13 protein-coding genes are annotated in these 15219 nt (G+C 72.4%); 4 read left to right on the top strand and 9 right to left on the bottom strand.

Annotated elements, in window-relative coordinates; genetic code table 11:
• Positions 1 to 131 precede the first annotated feature (131 nt).
• On the bottom strand, positions 132 to 572 hold the full coding sequence (locus tag WME83_RS13455) for a nucleotide triphosphate diphosphatase NUDT15 (RefSeq protein WP_437319675.1): 441 nt from the start codon (positions 570 to 572) through the stop codon (positions 132 to 134).
• Positions 573 to 712: 140 nt separating this feature from the next.
• On the opposite strand from WME83_RS13455, the gene WME83_RS13460 reads away from it, so the two are divergent.
• The gene (locus WME83_RS13460; RefSeq protein ID WP_437319676.1) at positions 713 to 1396 is read left to right on the top strand and encodes a hypothetical protein; all 684 of its coding nucleotides are present in this window, start codon (positions 713 to 715) and stop codon (positions 1394 to 1396) included.
• 14 nt (positions 1397 to 1410) lie between these two features.
• Here WME83_RS13460 and WME83_RS13465 read toward each other — a convergent pair whose 3' ends face one another.
• The 4 genes from WME83_RS13465 to WME83_RS13480 form a co-directional block, all read right to left on the bottom strand.
• On the bottom strand, positions 1411 to 2259 hold the full coding sequence (locus WME83_RS13465; protein ID WP_437319677.1) for a PhzF family phenazine biosynthesis protein: 849 nt from the start codon (positions 2257 to 2259) through the stop codon (positions 1411 to 1413).
• Positions 2260 to 2370: 111 nt separating this feature from the next.
• On the bottom strand, positions 2371 to 3261 hold the full coding sequence (locus WME83_RS13470; RefSeq protein WP_437319678.1) for a tRNA1(Val) (adenine(37)-N6)-methyltransferase: 891 nt from the start codon (positions 3259 to 3261) through the stop codon (positions 2371 to 2373).
• Between the two features lie 59 nt (positions 3262 to 3320).
• Positions 3321 to 4013, bottom strand: a complete 693-nt coding sequence (locus WME83_RS13475) for a hypothetical protein (RefSeq protein WP_437319679.1) — start codon at positions 4011 to 4013, stop codon at positions 3321 to 3323.
• 256 nt (positions 4014 to 4269) lie between these two features.
• Positions 4270 to 5208: an SIMPL domain-containing protein gene (locus WME83_RS13480; protein WP_437319680.1), complete on the bottom strand. Its 939-nt coding sequence runs from the start codon at positions 5206 to 5208 to the stop codon at positions 4270 to 4272.
• A gap of 155 nt (positions 5209 to 5363) precedes the next feature.
• On the opposite strand from WME83_RS13480, the gene WME83_RS13485 reads away from it, so the two are divergent.
• The gene (locus tag WME83_RS13485; protein ID WP_437319681.1) at positions 5364 to 7565 is read left to right on the top strand and encodes a serine/threonine protein kinase; all 2202 of its coding nucleotides are present in this window, start codon (positions 5364 to 5366) and stop codon (positions 7563 to 7565) included.
• 23 nt (positions 7566 to 7588) lie between these two features.
• Positions 7589 to 8236, top strand: a complete 648-nt coding sequence (locus WME83_RS13490; protein WP_437319682.1) for a hypothetical protein — start codon at positions 7589 to 7591, stop codon at positions 8234 to 8236.
• Here WME83_RS13490 and WME83_RS13495 read toward each other — a convergent pair whose 3' ends face one another.
• On the bottom strand, positions 8237 to 9799 hold the full coding sequence (locus WME83_RS13495) for a 4-hydroxyphenylacetate 3-hydroxylase N-terminal domain-containing protein (RefSeq protein WP_437319683.1): 1563 nt from the start codon (positions 9797 to 9799) through the stop codon (positions 8237 to 8239).
• 377 nt (positions 9800 to 10176) lie between these two features.
• Here WME83_RS13495 and WME83_RS13500 point away from each other — a divergent pair, with 377 nt between their 5' ends.
• On the top strand, positions 10177 to 11220 hold the full coding sequence (locus WME83_RS13500; RefSeq protein ID WP_437319684.1) for a PAS domain-containing protein: 1044 nt from the start codon (positions 10177 to 10179) through the stop codon (positions 11218 to 11220).
• A 284-nt stretch (positions 11221 to 11504) separates the two neighbouring features.
• Here WME83_RS13500 and WME83_RS13505 read toward each other — a convergent pair whose 3' ends face one another.
• Genes WME83_RS13505 through WME83_RS13515 form a run of 3 tightly spaced genes read right to left on the bottom strand, consistent with a single transcriptional unit; the run spans position 11505 to position 14909 of the window.
• The gene (locus tag WME83_RS13505) at positions 11505 to 14009 is read right to left on the bottom strand and encodes a SpoIIE family protein phosphatase (protein WP_437319685.1); all 2505 of its coding nucleotides are present in this window, start codon (positions 14007 to 14009) and stop codon (positions 11505 to 11507) included.
• Between the two features lie 17 nt (positions 14010 to 14026).
• On the bottom strand, positions 14027 to 14404 hold the full coding sequence (locus tag WME83_RS13510) for a hypothetical protein (RefSeq protein WP_437319686.1): 378 nt from the start codon (positions 14402 to 14404) through the stop codon (positions 14027 to 14029).
• Positions 14385 to 14909 carry a hypothetical protein gene (locus WME83_RS13515; protein WP_437319687.1) on the bottom strand — a complete coding sequence of 175 codons (525 nt, stop codon included), beginning with the start codon at positions 14907 to 14909 and terminating at the stop codon, positions 14385 to 14387. Before WME83_RS13515 ends, WME83_RS13510 begins: the two co-directional genes overlap by 20 nt.
• Positions 14910 to 15219: the final 310 nt, after the last annotated feature.

Raw genomic sequence — 15219 nt, forward strand, 5'->3', positions numbered from 1 at the left:
CCCGTGCCGGGCGCGACGCCGCGCGCTCAGGGCATGGGTGCCGGTCCGTGTCCATAGCAGCTATTGAACTGTAGTCAATAGTGCCGCGGGCGCGGCTCGGCGCCGCGCGGTGAGGCGCGGCGCGGGCGACGTCAGGGGTTGTAGCGGCGGCCGCTGCGATAGCTCGCGATCGCGAGCTCCACGGGGCGGAAGAGCGGCGCGGGGAGGGCGTCGATGGGGTACCAGGCCCAGCCGGCGATCTTGTCGGGCTCGCGGTCCTCGGGCTCGCCCTCGAACTCCTCTGCGAGGAGCTGGATGTCCACGTAATGCTTGCCGTAGGCGATGATGTTGCTCAGGCACAGGAACGAGAGCTTCTTGACGACGAGGCCGCTCTCCTCGCGCACCTCGCGGATGGCGCAGTCCTCGAAGGACTCGCCGAGCTCGAGGTGGCCTCCGCACCAGGAATAGCTGCCATCGCCGTGGCTGCCGCGCCGCTGCGCCAGGAGCACGCGGCCATCGCGCACCAGCATGACGCCCACGCCGACCTGCGGACGAGCTGCGGCGGGAGCGCCGACGATCGAGGGGGATCCCACAGAACACCTCCGGGCCGCGCGCTCTAGCACGGGGGCGGGGGCCTGCGGGAGAGCGGCAGCGATAGAGCGGCAGCGTTAACGACGACGAGCGGCGAGATCTGATTGACTTTCCAGTGAACATGCGTAGCGTGCAAGCTCCGATGGATATCGCCCTCCCCTGGGAGCTGAACCCCGCCCTGCACGAGAGCCGGCTCGTCCTCCTGGCGCAGACGGCGGTCGATGTCCGCAACAAGGCGTTCAGCGAGGCAAACCGCGAAGAGGGCGATACCAGCTGGGGGATCGGCTGCAAGGCGCACGAGCGGTTCGGCCACGCCCTCTGCAAGCTGGCAGACAGCGGCAAACACCCGTGGCTGACCGTCCACCGAGACGGCCTGTACCTGATGCCCCATATCGAGGGGATCGCGGTGCGCGTGTACCGCGGTCCTGCCGACAAGCCCTCGCAGAGGCACCTCGAGGCGGCGCGCAGCGAGCACAGCCGGCGGGGCGAGTCGCGACAGATGACCTTCTCGTTCATGGGGCAAGAGACCGAGCCGGACGGCCCTTGGTTCTGGATGATGGCCGTCGAGACGGACGTCGAGGGGAGGGCGCTCCGCGCCGTGTTCTTCCAGGCCAACGAGGCGGGCGGGACCCGAAACGCATGGGAGGCCCCGGTCGAGATGGCGCCCGCCGCGCCGGCGCCAGCGCCCGGAGACAAGCCGGCGCGCCCGGCGAAGCAGCGGCCGGCGCAGGGCCAGCCGGCGAAAGACGCGCTCCCCGGCCGCGACGGACGGCCGCTGTTCCGGGCGCAGACCGTGCCCCTGCCGCTCGTGTCGCAGCCGAGCTGACGAGCGCGAGAGGGTCAGCGCGGAGGAGGGCTGTCCGAGGGGGAGCCCTCGCCCCGGATGTTCGGCTCGGCGCGCAGCTCGCCCTCCAGGACGGTGACGGCCTGGCCTCCGAGGTCGACGCGATCGCCGCGCAGGCGCACGCGCACCACCCCGCCGCGCGCCGAGGCCTGATAGGCCAGCATCTCCGCCTTGCCGAGGCGCGCCGCCCAGAACGGCGTCAGGCAGCAATGCGCGGAGCCGGTGACCGGATCCTCGTTGACGCCCGCGGCGGGGGCGAAGAACCGCGAGACGAAATCGAAGTCCCGGGACGAGCTCCGGCTCGTGATGATGACGCCCCGGGCGGGCAGCGTCGCGAGGAGGCCAACGTCGGGCTGCGCCGCGCGGACCTCGTCCTCCGAGCCGAGGAGGACGAGGTAGTCGGACGCGTTCCTGCCGATGTAGAGCGGCTCCACGCGGAGCGCCTCGTCGAGGCCGGGGAGCGGCTCCGCCTTCTCCTCCCGCTTCGCCGGGAAATCCAGCTCGATCCACCCGCCGTCGCGGCGAGACGCGGTGAGCAGGCCGCTCTGCGTGAAGAAGCGGGCCTGCTCGTCGGGCGCGAGCAGGCCTGTCTCCCAGAGCACGTGCGCGCTCGCGAGCGTGGCGTGGCCGCAGAGCGCGACCTCCACCGTCGGCGTGAACCAGCGCAGATCGAAGCCGCCGTCGCCGCGGGCGACCAGAAAGGCCGTCTCGGAGAGGTTCATCTCGCGCGCCACGGCCTGCATCCACGCCGCGGGGCGCGCCTCGGGCAGGACGCAGACCGCCGCCGGGTTGCCGCGGTACGGCTTGGCCGTGAACGCATCCACCTGCGTGATCCGAAGGCTCATCGGCATCGACTACCGCGGTCGTGCTCCGCAGTCCACGCCGAAGGGGCCGATCCCGGACTCGTATGCTGGAGAACTTCGAGATCCGTAGTGCGCGGACCCGCCGTCACGTCGTCACGTCCTCACCACCGGGATTCCCATCGTCCGGCGGAGCGCGTCGAACTCCTCGGTGAAGCGTCCGTTCCCGCCGCGCAGCAAGAGGGGCGGCTCGTCGCGGCACGGCGCCGCGGCCCCGGCGCGGCGCAGGGCGTAGACGGAGAAGAGGGCGGCCTTGCCCTCCTTCGGGATGACGTCGCGCCACGCCTCGAGCGCGAGCCCGGCCGCCGCCGCCGCCGCCTCGACGCGGCCGCGCTGCAGCGCCGACGCGCAGGCCACGAACGGCGCGCCGGGCGCGAGCAGCCGCGCCGCCGCGAGGCAATACTCCTCCACGCCGCCCCGGTGCTCGAAGCGGCACGGCCCGCACTGGACCCGATAGGACTCGATGCCTGTGCCGACCGGCAGGTAGGGCGGCGTCCCCGTCACGAGGTCCGCGGGGCCGAGGCCGTCGAGCGCCGCGGGATCGCGCAGGTCCCCCCACCGGACCTCGCAGCGGTCGTCGATGCCGTTCCACGCGACCGACCGCCGCGCCATCGCCATGCTCACCTCCTGCGCCTCCACGCCCGCGCAGCGCGCGTCCGGGAAGCGCCACGCGGTGAACAGGAGCACCGTGCCGATGCCGCACCCGAGATCCACGGCGCGGCGCGGGGGCGCGTGCGCCACCTGCTCGGCCGCGAACGCGGCGGTCACGAAATCGTCGGCCGACCAGCGGTGGCCGTCGAGCCGCTGGAGGATGCGGAAATCGCCGGAGAGGTAGCAGAGGTCCTCGCCGGGGCCGGGCCAGACCTCCGGCCGCTCCGGCGTCACCGGCCGCGGCCCAGGGGCGACCCAGCCGGGCGGCCGGCGCGCAGGCCGCACGACCCCGCCGGTCGGCGCGAGGGAGGGCTGGACGTCAGGGGGAGCGGTCATCGGCCCCCATGTACCACGCCCGGCGGCGCCGGGGGCTGGCGCCGTCCTCCGGCGCGGCGTCAAGGGCCCGCGTCGCCCTCCGGGCGGACGCAGTCCGTCTTGAGCGCGGGATCATCGCAGAAGCGACACGGCGTGGTCTGGCAGTCCAGCGCAGGGCACGACGTCGGGCACGGCTCGTCCGGGCGGCAGTCGATGAGCTGCCAGGTGATCCAGCTCATGTCGTTCGGGTCGTCCGGGCAATCGCACTTGCGACGGTCGAAGGCGTGCGACGCCATCATGGTGATCGTATGACACTCTCCCTCCGTCTTGTTGTCGTCCGGGAGACCTTCGAAGTAGCGGTTTAACGTGGCCGTGACTGGGCGCTGTCCGCCGGCGATGGTCCCCGGCTCGACGGACACCCGGCCCAAGACGCCCCGGTGTGGGTGCGTCTCAATGTAGAGCCGCCCATAATCGACGTACAGCCCGACCTCCACGGGATCGCCGTTGTCCTCGGACAGCACCGTCGCGTGGAAGTTCGTGATCATGTTCAGCGGGTCGATGTGCACGGGCGTGTGCGGGGGCGGGAAGACCGCCGTGAGCACGGGCGGCGTCCTCTCGGGGTGATCGTACTCCGGCGGCGAGATCACGAGGCAGCCTGTCGCCGACGCGGCGAGCGCCGCTGCCCCGAGCGAGCGCGCGAGCGCGGTAGCGAAGCGCGGGCGCGCCGCGAGGACGGCGGCGCGGAGCAGGGAAGGGCAGGGCGGAGCGGTCATTGGTGGCGCTGGTGAGGGGGGAGCGGTGTAGGGTCCGAAGCGGGACGCTGGAACTCTATCCGCTGCGGCGACGCGCGGGTTGGGTATAGCTGTAATCCGACCGCGGCCGCGCCGGCCTGCCGGCCGCGCCTGGCTGCCAGCGGCGCCGGCCTGCCGGCGGGCGAAGCGCAGGCCGCTCAGCCGCGGAGGCCGAGGCTCCGCCCACGGGGCGGGCGCGCTCGATGGCCGTCGTGGAGCGGCGGCCCGGGCCGGGCGTTCACTTGCGCGGGCTCGCCGGCGCGTTCTCCAGGGCGTAGATGACCTTCACCTGCGTGCCGAACTGAACCTCGCCGGGCGCGACGGGGGTGGCGGCGTCCGCGGACATCGTGCCGGCAGCGAGGCGGGGGGCGTACATCGGGCCGCGCGGGCCGGAGTCGACGATCTCGCTGATCGCGACGACGCCGCCGAGCGAGACGCCCTGCAGCTTGGCGAGCGCTTCGGCGCGAGCCCGCGCGTCCGCGATCGCCTTCTCCCTCGCCTGCGCCTCGAGCGGCTCGGTCTTGTCGAGGCCGAACGAGACACCCCACACGTTGTTCGCGCCCGCGGCGACGACGGCGTCGAGCACCGGCCCGACCTGATCGAGGTTGCGGATGACGACCGTCACCGTGTTGCTCACCTGGTAGTAGTACGCCGGAGGCGCCGCCTGGGGCGGCGCCAGATCGGGCGGCGCGGGCGGCTTCGGGGCGGGAGCCGGCGCCGGCTTCGGCCCGCGCCCCGCGGGCGCGGCGGGCGACGCGGCGGGCGCGGCGGGCGCGGCGGGCGCGGCCGCGGCGGGCGCCGCGAGGGGCTGAGGGGGGAGCATCCAGGGCGGCACGTCGGCCTGCCGCATGAGCTGGATGGAGTAGTTGCTGGTCTGGATGTCCTTGTCCGCGACGCCGAGCTTCCTGAGCGCCGCGAGGATCTCGTTCATGCGCGCGGCGGCCGACTTCGTCGCCTCGTTCACGCTGGGCGCCAGGACCTCGATGCCCAGCTGGGCGCGGGCGACGTCGGGCTTCGTGTGGACCTCGCCGCGGCCGACGACCGTGATGGTGTGGGACTCCGGATGGACGGCCTGAGGCGGCGTCGCCTGCGCCGCGCACGCGGCGAGCAGGGGCGCGGTCGACAGCAGGAACCCGGCGAGGCACAGCCGGCGCGACAGAGAGCTCTGGTTCTTCATGGCCGTGCAACGCGCGAGCCCCGCGCCGCCTTACAGGGGGCGCCGCCGGGCCGCGCGGGCGACGCGCGGGCGACGCGGGCCATGGCCGAGGGGGCCGCATTGCCCCCGTTCTTCAAGTTGTTCCACGGCGCGCCGGGTGCGCTATGGTCGTTCACGTGCTCACAATACCCAGCGATGAAGAGGCCCTCGGAGGACTGCAGGGGGCCACGATCCCCAGCGACCTCTCGCCAAGCATCGGCTACCGGATCGTGTCGCGCGCCGGGGCCGGGACGATGTTCGTCTCGTACTACGCGGTCCGCACCGCGCCCGAGGGCGAGACCCCGGTCGTCGTCAAGATCCTGAGGCCGTCGCTGTTCAGGCAGATGGGGCCGTCGGCGGCCGTCATCGTGAAGAAGGAGGCGGTGTCCCTCGGCCGCCTCAATGAGCAGGTCCCGCCGACCCCCTTCGTGGTCCGCCTCATCGACACCGGCACCTTCGCGGTCCGCCGCGGCACGAAGACGCTCGACCTGCCCTGGATCACGATCGAGTACGTGCACGGCGGCGTCCAGGGCGTGACGCTCCGCCAGCGGGTGCAGGGGACCATCCAGGCCACGGGCCACGCGTTCGATCCGGCGCGCGCGACGCGCGCGATCGAGTGCATCTCGAGCGGGCTGTCGGCGGTGCACGACGTGGGCGTCGTCCACCGGCAGCTCACGCCGGAGAGCATCCTGTGCTGCGGCTCCGGCGACGAGGAGCTGTTCAAGATCAGCGACTTCGGCATGGCGCGGCCGCGCGGCATCCGCGAGACGATCATGGCCGGCGTCGTCAGCAACACCGGGGTCGCGCCGCCGGAGATGCTGTCCGCCGATCCGAGCACGATCGGCCCGTGGACCGACATCTTCAACCTCGCGTCCGTCATCTTCTTCCTGCTCACGGGCGAGCAGTACATCGTCGCGGAGTCGCAGGCGCAGGCGCTCATGGCGGCCATGGCGCGCACGCGCCGGAGCATCCTCGAGACGCGGTGGCTCCACCCCGCGCTGCGCGGCAACGACCAGGCGTGCAAGTCGATCGACTTCGCGCTCCGCTGGGCCTCCGCCGGCGAGGCGCAGGAGCGCCTCCAGGAGGCCGTGGCCGTGGCCGCGATGCTCTCGCCGTACCTCCGCCCCGCCTCGCCGGTCTCCGCGCTCGAGCAGCGGATCGTGGCGAGCGCGGGCGAGCAGCGCACGCGCGCCCACGACGAGATGGCGCCCATGACCATCCCGGCGACGCACGTGAAGGCGCCGGCGCAGCTCAAGGGCGAGCTCGGCCAGACGCTGCTCTCGCCGCGCCAGCCGAAGGCCGCCGCCGCGCCCGCCGCCGTGGATCGCGCCGTCGACCGCCCGAGCCCGGATCGCGCGATCGAGGCCGAGCTCATCAGCGCGCCGCCGCGCCTCAGCCGGGAGGCGCCGCCGCCTCGGCCGTCGTTCATCGTCGAGCGCTGGACGTGGAGCGTGCTCCACCACCCGAGCCTCGACGCGGTCATCCGGAGCGTGGCCTGGGACGGCTACGGCCGGTGCCTCGCGGCGGCGACGGGCGGGCTGCTCTTCTGGAACGGGACGAGCTGGAGCGAGGCGTCGTCCGGCGGGCTCCCGAGCCCGCAGGGCGTGCGCTTCGTGCACCGGATCGGGCCCGGCCGCTGGCTGCTCGGCGGCGACGGCTCGACGCTGGCGGTGTACACGACGGGCGGCGTCACGGGCGTCTTCCAGCTGCCGGGCGAGCCGCAGAGCCACGTCGCGCTGAGCGGCGACCTCGAGGACATGGGCATCCTCGTCTCGACGACGCCGAACGATCCGCGGCCGCTCCTGCACGCGTTCATCGCCAAGCGCTGGCTGCGGCCGATGCCGGCCGAGGGGGTCGCGCTCCTCGCCGCGGTCGCGCGCGTCGAGGACGAGCGGTGGCTGCTCGTCGGCCGGTCGACCGCGGGCGAGGGGCTCGTCGCGCTCTACGCGCCGCTCGACTGGCACATGGAGCGCCTCCCCGCGCCGCCGGCGCGGGCGTTCGTCGCCTGCGCCGGGCGGCCCGATCTCGGCGTGGGCATCGCGGTCGGGGCGGACGGGAGCGTCGTCTGGCGGTACGGGCAGAGCGTCTTCACGGAGCACATCGAGCCGCGCCGCGCCCTGTCGGCCGCGACGATCGACGCGGAGGGCCGCGCCTGGGCGGGCAGCGCGGGCCGCATCTGGGTGCGCCGCGGCGGCATCCCGCCGATGGCGGGGACGTGGGAGTGCGTCTGGGAGAACGACGCCTGGGTCGGCCCGGTGGTGTCGCTGTTCGTCGACTCGGAGGTGGTCGTCGCCATCACCGCGGACGGCGGTATCATCGAGGGGCGCGTCACGGGCTGACGACCCGCGCGCGCTCCGCTCCGATGCCAGGCCACCCGCTGAACCCCGAGGCAGGCTCGACCCCGGTCCCCGACGACCCGCGCGAGGTCGCCGCGGCGCTGCGCGCGGGCGAGCTCTCCCTCCGCCAGTCGCCGTACTACGGATTTCGCTACGGCGAGCGGGGGCGGCGCTTCACCCGGAGCGACAGCGCGTTCCTCGTGACGCTCGCGACCCACACGCGCCCGGTCGTGGAGCGCCAGATCCGCTGGCTCGCGGGCCTGCTCTCCAACCGCGGCATGCCGAGCGTGCTCCTGGAGCAGCACCTCCGGGTCCTCCACCGCACGCTCTGCCGCGCGATCCCCCGGCGCGCCGCGTCCTACGAGCGCCTCCTGGAGGCGGCCGATCTGCTGCGCGAGGTCCGGCGCGCGCACCTGCCCGACGACGTCTGCCGCGCGATCGCCCGGTCGTTCGCGCGCGACGCGGGGCTGCCGCCCACGCGGCTCGCCCTCGGCACCGGGTGGCTGCTCGCCGGGGCGGTCGCGGACGAGCGCTCGGGCGTCCGGAGCGCGGTCGCCAGCGTGGCGTCGTGGTTCACCGACCCCGAGCTCTTCCCGCCGGCGTTCGTCGCCGCGGTGCACCGCGCCCTCGCGGAGGCGCGGGCGGCCGCGCGGCCGGGCCCCGCGCCCCGGTGATCACCGCGCCCCGGCGCGGCCGCCGATGAGGCTGATGTCCTTCGCGTCGATCAGGTCCGGCGCGGTCCACCCCTTCTCGTCGTAGTCGGCCATGCACCGGGCCACGAGCTCCTTACAGCGCTCCGTGGCGCCGGCGGCGGCGGCGGTGTGCAGCAGCTCCACCAGGCAGTTCTCCTCGTTGCCGCCGTAGCTCCGCTCGTAGAGCTCGTGCCGCCCGCCGAACTCGGTGCCCACGGCGTCCCACGTCAGCTTCATCAGCTTGGCGCGCTCCAGCGCGGAGCTGCCGTCCGAGCCGCGGGCGATCCGGTCGAGGTGCCGGCGGAGCTCGGGGACCTCGAAGTCGATCGCGTGCGACGGCACGTACACGAGGGAGCTGGCCAGGACCTTCTCGAGGATCCCCTTGATCCGCGGGTAGATCGAGGGCGCGAGGGCCCGGTAGGTCATGGCGTACTCCGCGTTGGGCAGCACCGTGCCGTCCTTCCACGGCGTCGGCGCGTGGACCATGGCGTCGGCCAGGCCCGAGAAGACGTTGCGCCACGCGATGACCTCGCCCACCTCCGCCTGGACGCCGCGAAAGTCCTTGTTGCCCATGACCTCGACGCCCCGGAGCAGGAGCCCGGCGATGAACTCGAGCTTCACCGAGAGGCGGACGCATCCATGGAAGAAGGCGCGCGGGGCGAAGCCCGAGCGCGGCAGGAACTGCTGCGCCCGCTCGATGTCGCGGTAGATGAGGACGTCCTCCCAGGGCACGAGGACGTTTTCGAGCACCAGGATCGCGTCGTTCTCGTCGAAGCGGCTGGAGAGCGGGTAATCGAACGGGCTCCCCATGACGCCGGCCGTCATCGCGTACGAGGGCCGGCAGAGCAGCTTCACCCCGCGGGCGCCCGTCGGCACGATGAAGGCCAGGGCGAGCCCCTCGTCCTGGATGGGCAGCGTCGCGTACTGGCTGATGAACGTGTAGTTGGTGAGGGCAGAGCCCGTCGCCACCACCTTGGCGCCGCTCACGACGATCCCGCGATCGGTCTCCTTCTCGACGTGCACGAAGACGTCGCGCGACTCGTGGGGGGGCAGCCCGCGGTTGATGGGCGGATTCACGATGGCATGGTTGAAGAACAGGACCTGCTCCTGGGCTTCCCGGTACCAGCGCCGCGCGTTCGCCTCGTAGGGAGCGTAGAACTCGGCGTTGGAATCGAGCGTGGCGAGAAAGCTCGACTTGTAGTCTGGACTACGACCGAGCCATCCATACGACATGCGCGCCCATGCAGCGATGGCGTCCCGGGCCCCCCGCAGATCTTCCACGCTCCTCGGCGATCGGAAGAACTTGTGCGTATACCCGCCTGAGCCGGTGTCCGTCGGCGCCGTCAGGATCGGCCGTGCGTCCGGGTCGTGCAAGGCGTCATAGAGCCGGGCCAGGATGCGCGCGACGTTGCGGAACGCCGGGTGCGCGGTCACGTCGCTGACGCGCTCGCCGTAGACCCAGACCTCGCGCTCGTCGCGCAGGCTCGCCAGGAACTCCTCCCCGGTCATCGGCATCCGGGGCTTCGCGAAGGAAGCGCGGCTCATGAGGGTACCTCGTTGCATGGTTGGGCCGCCCCGTCGCCGTCTCGCTGCGCCGGCCGCGGTCCACCGCGGCGCCCCGGCGCCCGGCACCGGGGCGGGCTGCTCAAGGGAATACGGCGGATTTCACCACATCCGGCGGCGGCCGTCGATTCAGAGTTGCAAGCTGCGGAAATTCTTCAGAAAAGAAACGATACAGAAACACACCTCGAGATACCTTTCCCTTCAGCTCGGCAAGGAGGCACCGCGCGTCGAACGGGCATGTGGCCGGCGCGCGGATGCGGCGCGAGGCGGCGCGGCTCTCGGCGAAGCGAGGCCGCTCGAGCGTCCGGGCGCTTCCGGGCGGCGCTTCGCGCGGGCGCCTCCCTCACCGCAAGGGGCATATGCAAGGCATCTGGTCAGCCGACACGCCGTACGATGGGAAGCGACCTGACAACGACGACGGGGGGCCGCTCTCCGAGGAGGTCGTCACGCTCCGCCGGCGGGTCGGGGAGCTGGAGCCGCAGCTGCCCGAGACGCACCGCTCGGGCGCCGCCCGGGCGGAAGGGGGCTTTGCCGAGCGAGAGGGGCGAGACGGCCGAGGGGCGCTCCTCGACCTCCTGTCGCTGAACCCGGCCGAACAGGCGGCGTTGCTCGACGCCCTCCCGGCGATGATCTTCTTCAAGGACCGCGAGCACCGGTATCTCCTCGTCAACAAGGCCTACGCCGATCACTACCGCGTCTCGGTGGAGCGGATCGTCGGGCGGCGGGACGAGGAGATCTTCGTCGCGGAGACGGCGCGGCAGTACCACGAGAGCGACGAGGCCGTGATGGCGAGCGGGGAGCCCAGGCTGAACGTGGAGCTCCACTGGAGGCTCGCGGACGGCTCCGAGGGCTGGACGATGGAGAACGACGTCCCCTACCGCGACGCACGCGGGCGCGTCGTGGGGATGGTGGGGATCGGGATCGACGTGACCGCCAGGAAGCGGGCCGAGCAGGCGCTGTTGCGCGCCGAGGCCGAGCTGCTCGAGACGCGCGAGCGGCTCCTCGACACCATCTCTGCCCTGTCGACGCCGGTCCTGCCGATCGACGACGGCATCCTGGTCGTCCCGCTCGTGGGGCACATCGACGAGGAGCGGGGCGGCCGGATCATGGAGACGCTCCTCCAGGGCGTCGAGCGCCACAGGGCCGACGTCGTCATCATCGACCTCACCGGCGTCCCGGTCATCGACGGCGCGGTCACGGGCCACCTCTTGTCCTCGGTCCACGCCGCGCGCCTGCTCGGCGCGCAGTGCGTCCTCGTCGGCGTCTCGCCGGCGATCGCGCGGTCGCTCGTGCAGAGCGGCGTCGACGTCCGGGAGCTCGTCCTGCTGAAGGACCTCCGGGCCGGCGTCCGCCACGCGCTCGCCCGGCGGAGCCGCCGCGCCGCCGCGCGCGCGGCGACCTGAGGCGCCGAGTTCATGCCGACGTCTTCCGTCCTTCGTCTCTCGTCCTTCGTCTCTCGTCCTTCGTCTCTCGTCCTTCGTCTCTCGTCCTTCGTCTCTCGTCCTTCGTCTTCCGTGCTCGTCCTTCGTGCGCGTGCGCGTGCGCGTGCGCGATTCCCCGGAGTCAACGCGCACGAGCACGGAAGGGAAGAGATTGTAACCGCAGAGGCACAGAGGGCACAGAGGAAGAGCGAAGAGAGAAGAGAGAGCTCAGAATCACTTCTCCATCCCTCTGTGCCCTCCGTGGTTCATTTTCTCGGGATCTCAACCCGTTCGGTCTCCTCGGCGGTGCGGGGCGGCGCGCGGTGCCGCGCCACGAGGAGCGTGATGTCGTCGTCCTGGCTCGAGCACCAGCTCTCGACGTCCCTCAGGAGGCGGTCGCGGATGATGTCGACGGGCGCGTCCTGGGAGGCCTCGACGGCGGCGCAGAGCCGCTCCAGCCCGAACTGCTCCTGCTGCGCGTTCCGCGCCTCCGTCACCCCGTCGCTGTAGAGCACGAGGAGGTCGCCGTCGTCGAGGAGGAGCTCGGCGTCCCGGGTCACCTCGTCGATCGACGGCAGGACGCCGATCCACACGCCGGAGCTCGCGACGCACTCGCAGCGCCGCGTGCCCGCGCGGCACACGATGATGTCGTCGTGCGCGCCGGCGAACGTCACCCGCCCGCTGCGCTCGTAACGGAGCAGGAGCAGGGTCGCGTGCTCGTCGCGCTTCAACCGATCCCGGATGTTCTCGTGGATCGCCCGGTTGAGCGCGGAGATGAGCTCGCCCGGGCTGGCGGTCGGGTCCTTGCGCGCCATGCACGCGACCATGCTCTGGATCATCAGCATGATGAGGCCCGCCGCGAGCCCGTGCCCCGCGACGTCGCCGATGCCGAGCCACCCGCCCTCCGGCGTCGCGATCACGTCGTAGTAGTCGCCGCCGACCTCGGCGGCCGGCCTCATCGCCGCGCAGAGCTCGAGCCCCTCGACGCGCAGCCGCGGCGGGACGAGCGTCGTCTGGATGCGCTCCGCGACGACGCTCTCCTGGCGGACCCGCTCCTGCTCCAGCCGCTCGCGGATCTCCACCTGCCTGACGATCTCGCGGTGCATCATGGCCGCCTTCATCGCCGAGCCGATCTGGAGGCGCAGGGCGTCGTAGACGACCTCGTTCGCGCCGCTGTTGACGAGCGCGATGCCGAAGTGCTCCGCCTCGCCGAACGAGATCGGCATCGCGATGACGCTCCATCGCTCGTCGGAGCTCAGGAACCCGGGCGGCGCGAGGCTCGAGGACGCGAAGCTCGCGGGCGACGGCTCCACCTCGCGGCTGTTCTCCATCAGGAAGAGCGACCGCAAGGTGGCGCGCTGCGGGTCGTCGTAGAGCGAGATGGCGACGTGCGTGAGGTCGAGCCTGGGCAGCTCCGCGGCGAACGTGCGGCGGAGCGTCGGCATGCTCAGGCTTGTCGAGAAGCACATGCCGGTCCAGCTCAGGTTGATCGACGCGAGCTCCAGGTGCAGCCGCTTCTCGCCCTCGGCGCGCATGGAGGCGTGGCCGATCAGGACGCGCGCGGTGTGCCAGAGCCGCTCGAGATCGTCCTCGGCGACGCCGGGCGCCCGGCGGAGGCGCGCGCGGAGCAGCGTGATCGCGCCCTGGAACTGATCGAGGGCGACGCACTCGCGCCCCGCCGCGTCGAGGATGTCCTGGAGCGCCCGCAGGAAGCGGCCCTCCTGCCCGGCGAGCTCCTCCTCGAGCGCCGAGAGCAGCGCGCGGGGCCAGTCCCTGAGCGACGCGGCCGAGGCGGTCGTCGCCCGCTCGAGCGCGCGCGTGAGGTCCTCCCGCTGCTCGGCGATGGCGCGCGGCGCGCGGCGCGAGGGCGCCTCGGCGGACGCGCGCGGGAGCGCGGCGTAGTAGCCGCAGCCGCACGACTCGCGCCGCGTGAGCTCGACCGGAAGGAGGCTGCACTCCGGCACCCGCTCGCCGGCGAGCTGGCGCAGGACCGTCTCGACCGCGAGCGCCCCGAGCTCCTTGATCGGCTGGCGGACGGTCGTCAGGGACGGCCGCGCGACGCGCGACACGGCGACGTCGTCGAACCCGCACACGAGGACGTCGCCGGGGACGCCGATGCCGTGCGCCTTCAGCGTGTCCATCGCGCCGAGGGCCATGTTGTCGTTGCCGGCGATGACCGCGTCGAAGCGGACCCCGCGCGCGAGGAGCTCGCGCATCGCGCGGCGACCGCCGTCGATCAGGAAATCGCCGACCACGAGGAGGCGCTCGTCGTAGGGGAGCGCGCGCGCCTCGAGGGCCCTCCGGTACGCCCGGGCGCGCAGCTTCGCCTCCGCGTTGCTGGGCGGCCCGCTGATGTACGCGACGCGCCGGCACGCGTGGTCGTCGAGCACGTGCGCGACCGCCACCTCCCCCCCGAGCGCGTTGTCGACGACGACGCTCGGGATGCCCTCCAGCGCGACCCCCACGCTGCATACGGGCAGGGGCGCGTACGATCGGCAGAACTCGTGCACGCCGTCGGCGCCGAGGGGGTTCGTGAGCGCCGACGACATGATCACCGCCCCGTCGACGGTCGCCGCGCCGACGAGCGAGTAGATGCTGCCCCGGGCGTCCAGGAGGGAGTAGCCCCGGCGGGCGCGCGTCTCCCCGAAGGCGATGACGAGGTTGACGTCGTGCACCTCGGCGGCGCGCTCGACCCCGAAGCGCGCCTCCGACTGGTACTCGCCGCAGAGATAGTCGGTCAGGAGGGCGATCGTGGGCCGCCTCGTCGCCATGCGCGGTCGCCCCCGGCTCACGCCTCGTCGATGGACACGAGGCTCGGGGACATGCGCTGGAGGGCCGCCAGGCTGCGCCGCTGCCACCCGAGCCTCGCGTCCGTGAGGAACTTGATCTCGCACCCGAGCCCCTGCGCGGAGATGCCGCAGATGAAGGCGATGAACGCCTTCAGGCAGCTCGAGTTCAGGAAGTACAGGGCGCGTATGTCGAACTCGACGGTGGTCAGCGAGAGGCGCTTCACCTCGTGCTGGACCTCGCTGCAATAGCTGGCGAGCGGCCCGGCCGCCGCCATGTCGCCCGTCCCCGTGAGCTTGATGCTGAGCCGATCGCCGGCGAGCGCCGGCTCGATGCCGAAGCTCTCGGTGACGACGGGCTCAACCCTTAAGCTGCTCATTGGGCCTCCACCGCTCGAGCGGCGCGTGCGCGATGATCGTGAGCTCGTTGCCCTCGATCTTGTAGTCGACGTCGAGCCCTCCCTCGGCGCGGACGCGCGCGAGGCCCAGGCCGGAGACGCCCTCGACCATCGCGGTCTCCGTGATGAGCTCGTCGTAGTGCTTCAGCGGGTCGCTGGCGGTCTTCAGATCGAGCAGGCGCTTCTCGACCTCCCGCAGGCGCTCCGGGGACGCCTCGTTGCGCGCGCGGATCTTCATGATGTGCGAGCGCTCGTCCTCCTCCAGCGCGAGCTCGAGGCTGACGCGAGGGCCGGTGGAATACTTGGTGATGTTCTCGGCGAGCTCGTGCGCGGCCATGTAGAACCGCGAGCTCACGTTCGCGTCGTCCAGCACCGCGCCGCAGAAGCTGGACACCAGCCGCAGCACCGCCGTCGCCAGGCGCTCGCTCGGAAAGAAGGTGATGCAGAGGAATAGCGAAGCGCTCTGCGTTGGTTCGGAGGATGACACAATCCGTAATTGTACGCGGCCCTCGCGCGGAATCCAACCGCGTCCGCGGGGTGTCATGCGCCTCGCAGGCCGGCGAGCACCACACCCCACGTGGTGCGATGCGGTGCGCTGCGCTGCACGGCGCCTGGCCGAGACGAGCCGAGTGGCACGCTCGTTGATTCGATCTCGACGCCCACCGACTCGACGCCCACCGATGGTGAGGTGTGTCCGTGGATCCGGTCGGGCCACCGAGCGCCTCGCGCACAACCGCCGTCACCTGCGGGAGAGATCCCGTCGGGCAACCCCACAAGGAGGTTCTTGCTGTATGAAA

It is taken from the genome of Sorangium sp. So ce385, from assembly GCF_051474135.1.
Taxonomy (GTDB): domain Bacteria; phylum Myxococcota_A; class Polyangia; order Polyangiales; family Polyangiaceae; genus Sorangium; species Sorangium cellulosum_D.

What these genes read in the sequence shown, in the direction of transcription:
- WME83_RS13465 (WP_437319677.1), bottom strand. Translation starts at nt 2,259, where the DNA reads ATGAGCCTTCGGATCACGCAGGTGGATGCGTTCACGGCCAAGCCGTAC.
- WME83_RS13495 (WP_437319683.1), bottom strand. Translation starts at nt 9,799, where the DNA reads ATGAGCCGCGCTTCCTTCGCGAAGCCCCGGATGCCGATGACCGGGGAG.
- WME83_RS13460 (WP_437319676.1), top strand. Translation starts at nt 713, where the DNA reads ATGGATATCGCCCTCCCCTGGGAGCTGAACCCCGCCCTGCACGAGAGC.
- WME83_RS13500 (WP_437319684.1), top strand. Translation starts at nt 10,177, where the DNA reads ATGCAAGGCATCTGGTCAGCCGACACGCCGTACGATGGGAAGCGACCT.
- WME83_RS13475 (WP_437319679.1), bottom strand. Translation starts at nt 4,013, where the DNA reads ATGACCGCTCCGCCCTGCCCTTCCCTGCTCCGCGCCGCCGTCCTCGCG.
- WME83_RS13490 (WP_437319682.1), top strand. Translation starts at nt 7,589, where the DNA reads ATGCCAGGCCACCCGCTGAACCCCGAGGCAGGCTCGACCCCGGTCCCC.
- WME83_RS13470 (WP_437319678.1), bottom strand. Translation starts at nt 3,261, where the DNA reads ATGACCGCTCCCCCTGACGTCCAGCCCTCCCTCGCGCCGACCGGCGGG.
- WME83_RS13505 (WP_437319685.1), bottom strand. Translation starts at nt 14,009, where the DNA reads ATGGCGACGAGGCGGCCCACGATCGCCCTCCTGACCGACTATCTCTGC.
- WME83_RS13480 (WP_437319680.1), bottom strand. Translation starts at nt 5,208, where the DNA reads ATGAAGAACCAGAGCTCTCTGTCGCGCCGGCTGTGCCTCGCCGGGTTC.
- WME83_RS13510 (WP_437319686.1), bottom strand. Translation starts at nt 14,404, where the DNA reads ATGAGCAGCTTAAGGGTTGAGCCCGTCGTCACCGAGAGCTTCGGCATC.